Origin of the sequence: Candidatus Clostridium helianthi (assembly GCF_045310795.1) — a bacterium.
Lineage (GTDB): Bacteria > Bacillota > Clostridia > Clostridiales > Clostridiaceae > Clostridium > Clostridium helianthi.
Genome location: NZ_JBJIAB010000002.1, coordinates 251,234 through 265,705, shown reverse-complemented (window position 1 = coordinate 265,705; position 14,472 = coordinate 251,234). Strand labels below are relative to the sequence as shown.

Below are 14,472 nucleotides of genomic sequence, written 5' to 3'. Positions count from 1 at the left end.
GGTGTATAGTCATAAATTCAGTAAAATAATTTTCAAATTATTTGTATTGTGAAATTTTTCATAAAATTTAGACATTTATTTTAGAATAATATCAGAAAATGGTTAAATATCATTGATAATTGGTTCAAATTTATGTACAATAATTCTTGATTAATAAATTATGGTTATATTATGTACACAAGGGTCATTTAAGGTCCCTTTGCGGTATTTTAAGGAGGAAATATATATTATGAAAAAGATAGCTGTGTTAACAAGTGGTGGAGATGCACCAGGCATGAATGCTGCAATTAGAGCAGTAGTAAGAACTGCGCTTCATAACGGAATTGAAGTTATGGGAGTACAAAGAGGTTATAGTGGACTTATCAATGGAGAATTATTCAGCATGGATAGAAATTCAGTATCTGATATAATCCAAAGAGGTGGAACAATTTTAAGGACTGCTAGATGTCCTGAATTCAAGAATGAAGAAGTAAGAAAAAAGGCTGCAAAAATATTACAAGCTTATGGTGTTGAAGCTCTAGTAGTTATAGGTGGAGACGGTTCATTTATGGGTGCAAAATTATTATCAAAGCTTGGAATTAAAACAATAGGTTTACCAGGAACAATTGATAATGATTTAGCTTACACAGACTTTACTTTAGGGTTTGATACAGCCTTAAATACCGTTGTAGATGCTATAAATAAAATTAGAGATACTTCAACTTCACATGAAAGAGTTTCAATTGTAGAAGTTATGGGTAGAGACTGCGGAGATTTATCTTTATATGCAGGTATCTGCGGAGGCGCAGAAGCAATTATAATTCCTGAAATGGAATTTGATAAAGATGCACTTTGTAGAACTATCTTAGAAGGTAAAAATAAAGGAAAAATGCATAATCTAATAATGCTTGCAGAAGGAATTGGAGGAGCATTTGAACTTGCAAAGTACGTTGAAGAAGTAACTGGAATTGAAACAAGAGCAACAATCTTAGGTCATATTCAAAGAGGAGGAAGTCCTACTGCTACAGATAGAGTTTTAGCTTCAAGAATGGGAGCAAAGGCTATAGAAGTATTATTAAAAGGTGGAACTTCAAGAGTAATAGGAATTAGAGATAATAAAATAATAGACCAAGATATAGATGAAGCTCTTGATATGGAAAGTAAATTTGATAAAGAACTTTATGATATTGCTCAAGTATTATCATAATAATTTAGCTTATAGTTTATTTATATAAATTTTATAAATAAGGTACAATCAAAAAATAATGAATCAACATGCTTGCTTATTTTGCATATTTGTAACATTATTTTATTTTATGTGCCTAATCGAAGAAAGAGGAGTGTTAGTTTAATGAGAAAAACTAAAATGATTTGTACTATTGGCCCTGCAAGTGAAGATATGGAAATATTAGAAAAGGTTGTTCTTTCAGGAATGAATGCTTCAAGACATAACTTTTCACATGGAGACCATGAAGAACACGGTGGAAGAATTAAGAAAGTTAAAGAACTATCAAAGAAGTTAAATAGAGAAATTGCAATAATTCTTGATACAAAAGGACCAGAAATAAGAACTGGTAAATTTGAACCAAAGAAAGTTGAATTAGCTAAGGGTTCTGAATTTACAGTATATGCTGGAGATATGGATGTAGTTGGTGATACTACTAAATGTTCAGTTACATATGCAGGACTAGCAAATGATGTTAAGCCAGGAAATACAATTTTAATAGATGATGGTTTAGTAGGATTAACTGTTAAATCTGTTGAAGGTAACGCTATTAAGTGTGAAGTTCAAAACACTGGATTCGTTGGAACTCATAAAGGAGTTAACGTACCAGGAGTATCAATCCAATTACCAGCTCTTACTGAAAAAGATAAATCAGATTTAATCTTCGGTTGTGAAGTTGGAGTTACTATGATAGCTGCTTCATTCATAAGAAAAGCATCTGATGTAAAGACTATCAGAGAAATACTTGATGCAAATGGTGGAGAAAGAATCCTTATCTGTTCAAAGATAGAAAACCAAGAAGGTGTTGATAACTTAGATGAAATCTTAGAAGCTTCAGACCTTATAATGGTAGCTAGAGGAGATCTTGGTGTTGAAATTCCAATAGAACAAGTTCCAGCAGTTCAAAAGATGATCATCAAAAAATGTAAAGCAGCTGGTAAACCAGTTGTAACTGCAACTCAAATGTTAGATTCTATGATGAGAAATCCAAGACCAACAAGAGCAGAAGTTTCAGACGTTGCTAATGCTATCTTAGATGGTACTGATGCAATCATGTTATCAGGAGAAAGCGCTAATGGAGATTATCCAGTAGAAGCTGTAGCTACAATGGCTAAGATTGCTGAAGAAACTGAAAAATCTTTAGAATATAAAGTAGCAGTTTCTCAAGCTAAAACACATATTCCAGCTATAGCAGGAGTTATTTCAAGAGCAGCTAGTAATGCAGCTAATGAATTAGAAGCAGCAGCAGTAATTACTTCAACTCAAACTGGTGCAACTGCTAAGAGAATTTCTCAATGTAGACCAGAATGCCCAATTATAGCTGTTACTCCAGATCCAATAGTTGCTAGACAATTAGCATTCTCATGGGGAGTATATCCAGTAGTTGCTGATAAAATGGAATCTACTGATGAAATGTTAGAAAGATCAGTTGAAATAGCTAAAAATAATGAATTTGTTAAATCAGGAGATATAGTTGTGTTAGCAGCTGGAGTTCCTGTAGATCAAGTTGGTGCAACAAATCTTTTAAAGATTAGCGAAGTAAAATAATATTTGAAACATAATTTTTTAATATATATAAAGGGACTTTGGTAAGAATCTTACCAAAGTCCTTTTTTATTCTTTAGGAATTTATATTCAAGTAAAATCTGTGTATAACATAAAAAAGGTTGATTAAATAGTTTTGATATTTTAAAAAGAATAAAAAAAGAAATCTTATTCGTCTGCATAAAATGTTCTTATATGCAGCAGAGCTGCTATTTCTGATGTGCAGATTTTTCTCACATGCGTTCGAAAAGGCAGATGCGTGAAAAAAATCTACACATATGAAAAGAGTGCGAAGTACAATACGGAACTTAACCACAGTCGCCTGCGATTTTTTTACATGGAAGGTTTTAAATGCTCCTTAAGCATAAAATCCAATATATACATGCACTTAAGATGATAAATATGTAATCAAATTTTAAGAAATATATAAAGTTAACAAAAAATTAACATTTAAAGATAGGATATTTAATATATAATGTATATTATTGCTCTAAAAGAGAAATAATAATTTAATGATTATGGAATTAAATGGCAACTGATTCTGTATTAGCACCGCAAGGTGCTCTTTTTTATTTTAGGAAAATTATATAATTTAATGGTACTAAGATGTTGATTAAATCTAGATATCATAATTATCATTACTTATTTATTACCCGATAAAATAAATTGTAGCATAAGTAAATTATTTGATTTTTATAGGAGATTATTGAAATGTCAAGTCTAAATATAATATCCATTAAGTGAAAATTTAATAGTTAAGAGTTTGTTCTTAATTGGATATAAGAATTTATAAATATCTTAAATAAATGAATAAGATATGATAAAATGTAGAAAGTATTTTTAAATATTGATTTGAAAATTATAGTTAAGAAATGATACTAACAATGAAGGATGTGTACATGTGTTAGAGAGAAATAAAGAGTATATTGTAAAAATAGATTCCTTGGGATATGAAGGTGAGGGTGTCGCAAAGATAGATGGATATCCAATATTTATACCAGGAGCTTTGATAGAGGAAACTGTAAAGATAGAAATAATCAAGAATAAAAAGAATTATTCTTATGGAAAGCTTATAGATATAGTAGAAAAATGTGACGAAAGAACTGTACCTGAATGTAATTATTATGAAAAATGCGGTGGTTGCACTCTAATGCATTCTAATTACGATTCGCAATTAAAATTCAAATACAATAGAGTTAAGGATTGCATAGAAAGAATTGGTGGATTATCGGGGGATATAGTTCAAAATACTGTAGGGATGAAATTTCCATACAGATATAGAAATAAAGGAATATATTCAATTGCATTGACAGACAATGAACTTTCAATGGGCTTTTTTAGTGAAAAAACACATGAAGTAGTTGATATGGATAAGTGTCTAATTCAAGATGAAGAAACTGATAAAATCATAAAAATAATAAGAAATTGGATGAAAAAGCATTCTATATTACCTGCTAGGAAAGATAATTTATTTTTTAGTGAAGGACTAATTAGAAATGTAATGGTGAGAAAGGGATTTAAAACCAATGAAATTATGGTTGTTCTGATTACCAACGATAAAGAAATTCCTAAGAAAGAAGAACTAATAGAGAATATTAGGTTAGAGGTTGAAAATTTAAAGGGAATAATTCAGAATATAAATACTAAAAATAATAATTTAGTTCTCGGTGACAAGTGTATAACTTTGTGGGGACAGGATTATATCTCTGATTATATAGGTAAATATAAATTTAATATTTCGCCATTATCTTTCTTTCAAATAAATCCTATTCAAACAGAAGTGCTTTATAATAAAGCTTTAGAATATGCAGATTTAAGTGGAAATGAGATTGTTTTTGATGCATATTGCGGTGCTGGTACAATAACATTATTTTTATCTCAGAATGCAAGAAAAGTCTATGGAGTTGAAATAGTAGAACAGGCGATAGATAATGCGATAGATAATGCAAAAATAAATGGAATAGACAACTCGGAATTTTATGTGGGAAAATCTGAAGAAGTGATTCCGGAGCTAATAAAAAATGGAATCAAACCAGACATAATAGTTGTGGATCCCCCAAGAAAGGGATGTGATATCAATTTGCTAAATGCTATAGGGGAAGCTAAGCCTAAAAGAGTAGTGTATGTATCATGTGACCCTAGCACTTTAGCAAGAGATTTAAAACATTTAGAAGGTTTGGGATTCAAAACAGTAGAAGTACAGCCTGTAGATATGTTTCCAAATACAAAGCATGTGGAAGCAGTAGCTAAATTAATTACAAAATAGCTGTAACCACACAATAATCCCTTTCCAATTCCAATAAACCTCTTCCATATTTCAAAAATAGTTCTTCCACGCAAGAATAATGCAAGAAAAGAACGCTTGAAGCTTAACCAGAAAGGGGGCTATCCGCCTCGCTCGTTAGAGCGTTTCGAGGGATAAGAAGTAAGATGTTAGAATAAAGGAATGGCAAGGGTTTAGATGGATTTTAGCAAGGATCAGGCAAGGCTCAATCATCAATCGAACAAGCGTCAATGGATAAGAAAAAACAGAATAGAAGGCAAGAGATTTGCAAGAGAAAAGGAAAGACTTTATTTGAATTAAATAAGGTTTTTCTTTTTATGTGGTTTTAAATAACGGATTGGAAGAGGGAGTAAGGAAAAACTTTATTTGAATTGGTTACGGAGGAAAGCGGGATTGAGGGGCGTGTGGAGGAAAGACTTTTTTTGAAACTAACATAGTAGGAATGTAAATCTAACGATGTCCATTAAGTTTTTAAGGATTAAGGAATAAATTGTAAAATGTTATGTTTAGAATTATTAGGTGAATTAAAAGTGTTAAATGTATCGCAGAGTAATGATACTTTAGAAAGATATAGATATAATTAATATTTAATTTCAGAGTATAATGATGTATAATATGTTCATATTACAATTATAAGTATAAATAATAAGCGGAAGTGATTTTATGATAAATTATTACTATAAATTACAAATGAATATAATTTTTTTAGAACAAGCACTCGTCTTAGATGGGTGCTTAATTTTTTTATAAAGTTATATACCCAACATCATTGTATTGAAGGGAGAGGGCGGAAAATAAAGTGAATATTAGGTAGAGTAAAATTAATTATTTATATTTAACAAATTCATGTGAAAATTAATGTGAAAGGATGAGGAACATGGGAGTATATATAAATTTAGATATTGTACCGAGTGAAATTGACAAGAAAGAGTGGGAGAATGTGAATAAAAATATAAATGCAAGTGATAAGGAGTTAGCTGATATACAATCTATTGTAGATAAGTTAAAAGAAATCCATTCTGGATTAGAACTTCTAAGTGAAGGTAAAGTGAAGAAAGAAGACGTTATGAAGTTAGTTGATGAATTAGAAGAAAAAACAAAAGAAAAATAATTAATTTAGAGTAGAAGAGACTATGTATTTGGTCTCTTTTTTTTCTAAGAAAGAAAGTTAGAGGAACTTATATTTTATTAATTGGATTGTAGCATAAGTAAGTATAGGCAAGTTATAAACATAGGTAGAACTGCATATAAGAAAGCATAAGTGTAAATACAAAAGGAGTTGCTTTAAGCAACAATAATTTAGCAGGAGGATGATATTATATGCAAAACATAGGTAAAAATTCCCTTGGAAGCTTTATTAAGGAGCTTAGAAAATCGAAGGGAGTGTCTCTTGAAGAAATGGAAACAGGTACAGGGCTTTCACGCTCATATATAAACAGATTGGAGAATTCTTCCAGAGACAACCCAACTCTGGACTGTATTGGAAGGCTAATTCAATATTTTGATATTCCCTTTTCATCTATGGCAGAATTTTGTAATTGTCAAAATAGCTTAGAGGATGGACGAGTACAGAACCTTGATTTTATATTGTTGAATGAAAGGTATTTATTTGCCAACTTAGAGGTGGATATGGAATCTAAAACTATACTGCGAAATCTAATCCAGGAGTTAGAGAACTATACCACCAGTGTTTCAGTTTGCCGACAAGATGAGGCTAAGATATTGGATATAGTTGGATTGTTGAGAGAAAGATTAAGTTCATAAGTATAAGTTAAGGAATCAGCTAATGCTGATTCTTTTTTAAAAAGGAGTGATTTAATTGTCAAAAAACAATAGCAGAAGAGAGTACCTCTATAGTTTATATACGAAGCTTTATCCAGAAAAGTTAGAAAGTATTTTAGGTACTAAGTTTAAAACAATCCAGTTGGAGAAAAAGTATGGAAATAGAAGAGCCGACATAATAGCAATCGACCAAGATGGAACTCGGTATCTAATAGAACTTGCTTTAAAAAGTGAAGATAAAACACACTTTATCCAGATACAGGATTTAATAGCACTGACAAGTGTAATGGAGAAAACTGTGATTGTATGGTGTGCTACTTCGTTCTCGGAAAAATATTTGGAAGAATTAATCGAAATGGTTTCACTTAACTCAGACATGAATATTGAGTTTATAGCTATAAAAATTAATCCAGAATTAAAAAGTAGTCTGGAAACTATAAATGAATGCTATCACTTAGAACAAGTAGATATGTTAAATGATTTAGATAAAATTCAAGACCATTTTGAAGTAATTAAGGGAATGCAGTGTTACAATAACAAGGAAACTGTTTCAGCAGAAGTCATTGACTCAGAGAGGCAGTATAGTTATAAGGAAAAAGTATTAATTAAAATTCTAAAAAGGCTTAGAATTGATAGTTATAATCATGCTAACGTTCACCAATTCAAGGAGGTATCGGGGAATTGCTTTACAATAGGAAGTTCTTATTCCGATATATCTTATAGGGTATCATTTGATAGAAGATCAAGGTTAGGTATAGAATTAGTATTCTCCCAAGTAAATTCAAAGCAGATATACTCAAAAATGTATAAACATAGAGATGAAATAAACGATTTCTTTGATTACATGACAGTATGGGATAGTAAGTTCCAAAGGATTGGTACATACTTACCGTTTGGGAGTAGTAATGATAGTGAAAGGCAAATACATATGTTTTGCAGATTAGTAAAGAAGTATTTGTTTGGATTTGACCAGTTCTTAAAGGAGGCAATAGAAAAATAAACCTTAAATATAAGGATAAGAATTAAGACCAGTTACACAACTGGTCTAATTTTATGTTATTTCTTTAAATTTTGAAATAATGCCTTTAATACTTTGGAAAGTACATTTAATTCACGTTTAGTGCGATTATTTATAATGTCTATAAGTTCATTTTTACTAATATCATAAGATTCATCGCCATAAATCAAATAATCAAGTGTAACATTTAAACTTGAAGCAACTTTTACAAAGGTATCCAGGCTCATTTTCCTTTCAGCACGTTCTATCTGGCCCAGATAGACGGGGGCGATACCAACCATTTCGGAAAAAACTTCCCTTGTATAGCCGAGCTTCTCTCGTTCTACTTTTACACGTAATCCAACAGCGTTATAATTTATTGTCCCTTTCATCTTAAAACCCCCTGTAATTAAAACTTTACAGATAATGTTAAGATATAAAAATAAGCTAACTGCATACAAAAGGTTTGCAAATAGCATTATAATAATTTAAAATAAAATTACAATTTAATATTAGAATTTCCTCAAAAGTGTATGGAAAACCAATTGCTGTCAAAATACGACAAAATGCTTAAAGGGAAACTGATATAATTTATATAAGTTGTATCATTTATATGGTCAAATTTTGAGTGGTATAACATAAAAAGCAAATGATAAAAGTATGAAAGGTGGTATGGGAAAGAAATAAAGCGTAGAAATTCTAATAGCGGTGATTTTGGTTGTAAATATGATAGGCATAGTAATATTTAGATAACTGCTATTATATACCATGGGAATGTCCTATGGATTGGATGGAATGAAAAACATATGGAGTAAAATAGGTAGCACGGATAGAACATGGCAAATTCAGAAAATGTAATAGTTTTAACCTTAATATCCTTAATATCCTTACCCCTGATTGCCCATATAAGGTAAATGAAAAAGGAATGGAAGTTGTCATAAGTAAATGTGGCAATCTTTCGTATGCACCGATCAGTATAATCGTTAAACAAATGGGTGGAGAAATTACCAACAATGTTGATAAAACAACCACTTATACTATTAACGGTAAGAAAGTTGTTATTGATGAAAAATTGAGCTTTTCAGTAATTGACGGAACGTATGTTCCGTATGAGACAAAGACTATTGGGGATTGGACAATTCCAGTATTTAGAACACCAGTTTCTAAAGATGGGGATACCTATGTACCCGTAGATTTCTTAGTTTCTAAGGTAGGATTGAAATTAGACGTGAAAGATAATCAAGTAGCGTTTGAAGCAGTAGGAGATAACAATAGCACCTCTACAGTTGCTACAATTAGCACAAGTGGTTCTCAGTCTTCTTCTAATAACGGGTCATCTAAATCTACTGGTGTAGTGGAAAGTAATAGACCTATAAGCAACAATCCAAGTAAACCCTCATCTGGTGGAAGTTCAAATTCTGGTGGTACTTCAACGTCAGGTGGTTCAGGCGGAAGCGGAGCTACACAACCAACACACTCAGCTACTTATACAGGTAGTGAAGTAAAGGAAAAACTATATGGTCTTGGGTTTGTAGATTTAAACGGAGGATTGACGTTAAATCAATATGGTGCTAAAGGTGCTATCAACTTTACTAAAATGGACTTTAGTGTTTTATCTAACAAATATGACATGAATTTAACCATTTTGCAAAGTGACCCAGAAACAGACCAAAAGATTAAGACAATTCTTAATTGGATACTTCCAAGTCAAGGAAATCATTTGTATAGTATATTGGATACATCTGGTTTACAATCTCAAACATTGGAGTTGGAAGGTAGAACTGTTAATATCAGAGTTCAAAACTATGGTATTGCTATTGATTTCGGACCAATTAAGTAGGTTTAAGGAATTAGAATATAAGGAGTAAGCGAATTACTCCTTATATATCATAATTCAATTTTAACAAAACAAAATTATATTTTAAGGTAACAAGGCTCAGGTCTTTGACCTGGGCTTTTAATTTAAGGAGGATGATTTATTATGAAAATGAATAAAAAAATTATTGCAGGTATTATATGTTCAGTAATTATTGCGGGAGCTGTTGCTACAAAAATAAATATGAACGCTTCTTCAACAGGATGGGTACAAGTTAATGGTGCTTGGGAGTATGTGAAAACAGATGGTTCTAAAGCTACTGGTTGGTTGCAACTTAATAACGATTGGTATTACTTCTATTCTGATGGTTCTATGGCTACAGGATGGATACAAAGTAGTGGCAAATGGTATTACATGTTGAATGATGGCTCTATGGCTGTTAATACTAAAGTAAATGGTTATTACTTAGATAAAGATGGTGTTTGGAATACAAATGTTCCATCAACTATTTACAATGGTGCAGACATAAAGCAGAAGCTTTATGGTCTGGGGTTTGTAGATTTAAATGGAGGATTAACATTGAACCAATATGGTGCTAAAGGTGCTATTAACTTTACTAAAATGGATTTCAGTGTTTTGTCTGATAAGTACGATATAAACCTAACAATCTTACAAAGCGACACAGAAACAGATAAAAAAGTAAAAACAATACTTAATTGGATACTTCCAACACAAGGGGATTACTTGTATAGCGTATTAGATACAAATGGCTTGAAATCTCAAACTTTAGAGTTGGATGGTAGAACAGTTAATATTAGAGTTCAAAGCTATGGTATTGCTATTGATTTCAGTCCAATTAAATAAGGTTAAGGAATGAGGTTCAAGGATTTAAGGGTTAAGGCTCTTGAACCTTGGACTTTTTTTATATCCTTTATAAAGTGTAAGTATAATATATAGATAGAAAATATTAAGAAAGGGGTTTGCTTAAAACGTTATTTATAACAAGGTAAAAATTTGATATACTATAATAAAGGTGGGGTAGCATTGAGCAAAGGAAAAAAGACCAAAAATGATATTGCAAATCAATTAGAAGACGCAGTAATGAAAGAAGCCTTTGATTTCTTTAAAGAAGGTGCTTTAAGCTTCTTTGGAATAAATAAGAAGATAATTGGAACACCTAAAATAGAACAAAAGAAAGTGTCGGTAAAAACAACTATACCAGATTATGTGTTTTTGTTAAACGATGATACGTTAATACATTTTGAGTTTCAAACTACTTCTAAGAAGGAAGATATTTACCGCTTTCACTATTATGACGCAAAATTAAGCTACGATTATTTAAAGCCTGTAAATACTATTGTAGTTTACACTGCAAAAATTAAAAATAGTAATACTGAAATTGACTTGGGTAGTAGTAAATATAAAGTTAGTGCATATTATTTAAGTAAGATCAATGGAGACGAAAGATTAGAAGTCATTGAAGAAAAAATAAATAATGGAATTAAACTAACAAAAGAAGACTTAATAAATATAGTCTTTTGCCCTCTGATGGATACAAAGTATAAAGGTAGTGAACCTTATATAAGAGCTATAAACATAGCAGAATCTATTAAGGACGAGGACGACAAAAGAGAGGTTCTGACTTTATTTTACGCTTTGACGTTGAAATATGTTCAAGAAAAATATAAAAACAAAGTGTTGGAGGTGTTCGGAATGACAAAGGTTGGAAAAGATTTGATTAATATAGGAGAGACAAAAGGTAAGATTGAAACTAAACGAGAGTCTACCTTGGAATTGTTACAAGAGAAATTTAATCTTTCTTTAGATACTATCAATGACATAAAAAATAAATTGGTTAATATAACTGATTTTGAAACACTTAGCAACTTGTTTAAAGAGGCTATAAGATGTGATAGTATAGACAGTTTTATAAAAAAAATAAAATAAGAGGATTAGGAATGTAGGGTTCAAATACTAAAGGTTGCTATCTTAGTATTTGAACTTTATTTTATATACAACTAATTTTAGATATTAAAACAACACAAGCCAGAGTAGCAGTAACTTACTACTCTTATTTATTTAGGCTTCAATTTTTTTATCATTATCAATTTGAATTATTTCTAACTCATTAAGTTCTCTTGTAAGTATTTCTTCTATGTTGTCAAACTCCCAATGACGAATACGAATAAGTGGTATGCCATGGTTTTTACAGTAGTTAGTCTTTATTCGGTCACGCCTTTGTACATCTTTAAGGTTTTTACGAGCTTCTTCATCTGTTATACTGCTTGACCATTTTACGGGCTTAAAGTGCTGTATTCCATCATACTCTATAAGTGCTAATAGGTTATCACCCTGTTTTATAAAGTTGTCAAATGGAAGAGGTGCTTTATCTCTACAATCAGAAATGGAATAATGCCTATTAAAGTCATATTTGTTTATGTCTAATAGTAAAGTTAAAGTTTCTGATATTTTCTTTTCTCCTTTACTCTCTGAACACTTTGGGCAACGATTTCCTTTAAGAAAACTAAAAGGAATAACATCATATTCATGTCCGCATGTAGTATGTCTCATTTTAATTTTTGTATTAGTATTTTCATATTCACCTAATACTTCATATTCATCACCAACAAGGTTATAGACTTCCTGTTTGAACTGTTCAGTATCTTTCTTTTGATTTCCAAAACATTCAGGGCAACGTCTTCCATTAATAAATTTACTTGGTGTAACATCATATTCATGTCCACATATAGTATGTCTCATTTTAATTTTTGTATTAGTATTTTCATATTCGCCTAATACTTCATATTCATCACCAACAAGATTATGAACTTCCTTCTTAAACTGCTCAGTATCTTTTTTTTGATTTCCAAAACATTCGGGGCAACGTCTTCCCTTATATATGAAGTTGGTTGGTATAACTTCATATACATGTCCACAGGTAGTATGCCTCATTTTAACTTTTGTAGAATTATTTATATATTCACCCAATACTTCGTATTCATTACTAACAATGTTATATACTTCCTGCTTAAATTGTTCAGTAGTTTTTTTAGTATTACCATGACATATAGGGCAACGAGTTCCTTGACAAAGAAAAGAACTTGGAGTAACATCATATTCATGTTTGCAGGGAGTGTGTTTTATTGCAATTTTTGTATTAGAAGCCTCATATTTTCCTAATACTTCATATTCATCACCAACAAGGTTATATACTTCTCTTACAAATTCTTCATGTGTTCTTTTTCTCATATGTAATCATCCTTTTCTTTTGTTTAAAATAAGACTTTCAGTTTTATTAAAGAACTCTTAAAAAATGCTGATAATTATAACTGTGAAGGTAATACTTATTCAGATTAATATTGTAAATTGTATTCATATAATAGTAGGATTTAAAGTCATTTTCTAAGTTTTTATAGTTAGCAATATTTATAAAACTTAATGGTATGATAGATAAGTTCTTTAATAATTTTTAACTGCAAATCATTTTGGTGTGGTTTGAACTTAAATGCTAATTTCAAAAGAAAAACCTTCTATATAGTTCATTGAATAAATTATATAGGAAGATAAATACATTCTAAATATTTAACAGGTTCTATAGTGTTCGAGGTTATACTTCCGCATTAATAGGCTTAAAATTTTAGCTCTGCTTAAATAAGCGGGCGTGTTCTTTTTATTTTTTGATAAATAATAGTTGTGATATAATGAAAATAAGTTAAAGTTATTGAGGTGAATGTATGGGTAAAAAGATAACAGAAGAGATTTATTTAGATAAAGCACAAAACGGAGCGAGGAAACTATTTGATATAAATAACTATAGGTTTTTAGATGGCAACAAAGAGGACTATGAAAGCTATTTTTTAATAGATTTTGATGATAATATATTTTATGAGTTATCATTAAAAGAGGCATACAACTTATTAGCTCTATATGTTTGCAATGATGTTTCAGAGCATATACTTGTTAACCAAATAGAAGAGTTAATACAAACTATAGAATAAATTAATTGTATTTACATATAGGGAAATATAATATAGGCATGGTTTTCCCAAGCTATGAAGATTATATTGATTATAACGCAAAAATTACAGATTGTATTAAGACATTAGCTCAACTATATAAGAAATCAGAGGAAGATATAGTGGGGAAAATTAGGAGTAAGAATTGAGTGGTTAAGTTTCAAGATAGGTTTAGGGATTATGAGCTAAGGCTCTTACTTCTTGGACTTCTTTCTCTTTGTTTAAAAATAGAAAAGGACTAAGTTATCCTTTAGTCCCAACAATATCACTTTTCAGTTTCATTATCTTTACGTTTCTGGTAGTCTATCAACAGATAGAACACCATACAAGCCCATATCCACTGTCCAACAAATAACCCTCCAAGGATAAAGAACTTTTTAGTTCCCAATACATATATTTGCAGATATAGAAGAAAAAGGCTTGTTATACAGTTTGTGAACATTGATATTATGTATCGGTTTTTCACCTTGGAAGCAATAAAATTTTCATCATCTTTCACACCCCAAAATATTCGTTCTACATTTCCTCCAAAATAATAAATAATAACTATTTGTGTTAAGAATATATAGCAAGAGGCAAGGCTCACTTCTGGGAATGGGTTATTAACACCGCCCCACAAAATCACATCAATAAATAGACTAAGTATTGCTGATAAAGAGATACAATCTTCTATGAAAAATCCTAAAGACATTGTTTTTCCTCCATTCATTAGTATTAAGGTAATTAGGTCTACTATCTTTATAATCATATACAGTTTATGATTAAGGTATAAGTATGATAGGATGAAGGTGGAGATAAATACTTAGACACTATAGACCTTAGTAAGCA

At 30.6% G+C, this 14,472-nt stretch carries 14 protein-coding genes; 11 read left to right on the top strand and 3 right to left on the bottom strand.

What is annotated here, in order from left to right; genetic code table 11:
* Positions 1–229 precede the first annotated feature (229 nt).
* From pfkA to ACJDTP_RS02795, 7 genes are all read left to right on the top strand, one after another.
* Positions 230–1,186: a 6-phosphofructokinase gene (gene pfkA / locus ACJDTP_RS02825; protein WP_012061003.1), complete on the top strand. Its 957-nt coding sequence runs from the start codon at positions 230–232 to the stop codon at positions 1,184–1,186.
* Between the two features lie 144 nt (positions 1,187–1,330).
* Positions 1,331–2,752, top strand: coding sequence for a pyruvate kinase (gene pyk, locus ACJDTP_RS02820; RefSeq protein WP_017212224.1), 1,422 nt, complete (start codon positions 1,331–1,333; stop codon positions 2,750–2,752).
* A gap of 898 nt (positions 2,753–3,650) precedes the next feature.
* Positions 3,651–5,015, top strand: a complete 1,365-nt coding sequence (gene rlmD, locus ACJDTP_RS02815; RefSeq protein ID WP_406760454.1) for a 23S rRNA (uracil(1939)-C(5))-methyltransferase RlmD — start codon at positions 3,651–3,653, stop codon at positions 5,013–5,015.
* Positions 5,016–5,210: 195 nt separating this feature from the next.
* A complete protein-coding gene (locus tag ACJDTP_RS02810; protein ID WP_406760409.1) occupies positions 5,211–5,333 on the top strand; it encodes a hypothetical protein in 123 nt (40 codons plus the stop codon).
* Positions 5,334–5,910: 577 nt separating this feature from the next.
* Positions 5,911–6,144 carry a hypothetical protein gene (locus tag ACJDTP_RS02805; protein WP_406760453.1) on the top strand — a complete coding sequence of 78 codons (234 nt, stop codon included), beginning with the start codon at positions 5,911–5,913 and terminating at the stop codon, positions 6,142–6,144.
* Positions 6,145–6,353: 209 nt separating this feature from the next.
* Entirely contained in the window at positions 6,354–6,797 is a 444-nt protein-coding gene (locus ACJDTP_RS02800; RefSeq protein ID WP_406760452.1) for a helix-turn-helix domain-containing protein, read from the top strand.
* A gap of 55 nt (positions 6,798–6,852) precedes the next feature.
* Complete coding sequence (locus ACJDTP_RS02795; RefSeq protein ID WP_406760451.1) at positions 6,853–7,815, top strand: hypothetical protein; 963 nt, start codon at positions 6,853–6,855, stop codon at positions 7,813–7,815.
* A gap of 56 nt (positions 7,816–7,871) precedes the next feature.
* Here the strand turns inward: ACJDTP_RS02795 and ACJDTP_RS02790 are convergent, their stop codons facing one another.
* Positions 7,872–8,204 (bottom strand): helix-turn-helix domain-containing protein, encoded by a 333-nt coding sequence (locus tag ACJDTP_RS02790; protein ID WP_406760450.1) that lies wholly within the window; start codon positions 8,202–8,204, stop codon positions 7,872–7,874.
* Positions 8,205–8,737: 533 nt separating this feature from the next.
* On the opposite strand from ACJDTP_RS02790, the gene ACJDTP_RS02785 reads away from it, so the two are divergent.
* The 3 genes from ACJDTP_RS02785 (at position 8,738) to ACJDTP_RS02775 (ending at position 11,575) form a co-directional block, all read left to right on the top strand.
* Positions 8,738–9,652 (top strand): hypothetical protein, encoded by a 915-nt coding sequence (locus tag ACJDTP_RS02785; RefSeq protein WP_406760449.1) that lies wholly within the window; start codon positions 8,738–8,740, stop codon positions 9,650–9,652.
* Between the two features lie 141 nt (positions 9,653–9,793).
* The gene (locus tag ACJDTP_RS02780) at positions 9,794–10,492 is read left to right on the top strand and encodes a hypothetical protein (protein WP_406760448.1); all 699 of its coding nucleotides are present in this window, start codon (positions 9,794–9,796) and stop codon (positions 10,490–10,492) included.
* A gap of 180 nt (positions 10,493–10,672) precedes the next feature.
* On the top strand, positions 10,673–11,575 hold the full coding sequence (locus ACJDTP_RS02775; protein WP_406760447.1) for an RpnC/YadD family protein: 903 nt from the start codon (positions 10,673–10,675) through the stop codon (positions 11,573–11,575).
* 132 nt (positions 11,576–11,707) lie between these two features.
* Here ACJDTP_RS02775 and ACJDTP_RS02770 read toward each other — a convergent pair whose 3' ends face one another.
* Positions 11,708–12,877 (bottom strand): hypothetical protein, encoded by a 1,170-nt coding sequence (locus ACJDTP_RS02770; protein WP_406760446.1) that lies wholly within the window; start codon positions 12,875–12,877, stop codon positions 11,708–11,710.
* Positions 12,878–13,362: 485 nt separating this feature from the next.
* On the opposite strand from ACJDTP_RS02770, the gene ACJDTP_RS02765 reads away from it, so the two are divergent.
* Entirely contained in the window at positions 13,363–13,626 is a 264-nt protein-coding gene (locus ACJDTP_RS02765; protein ID WP_406760445.1) for a hypothetical protein, read from the top strand.
* Positions 13,627–13,909: 283 nt separating this feature from the next.
* On the opposite strand, the gene ACJDTP_RS02760 is transcribed toward ACJDTP_RS02765, so the two are convergent.
* Positions 13,910–14,335, bottom strand: a complete 426-nt coding sequence (locus ACJDTP_RS02760; RefSeq protein ID WP_406760444.1) for a hypothetical protein — start codon at positions 14,333–14,335, stop codon at positions 13,910–13,912.
* Positions 14,336–14,472: the final 137 nt, after the last annotated feature.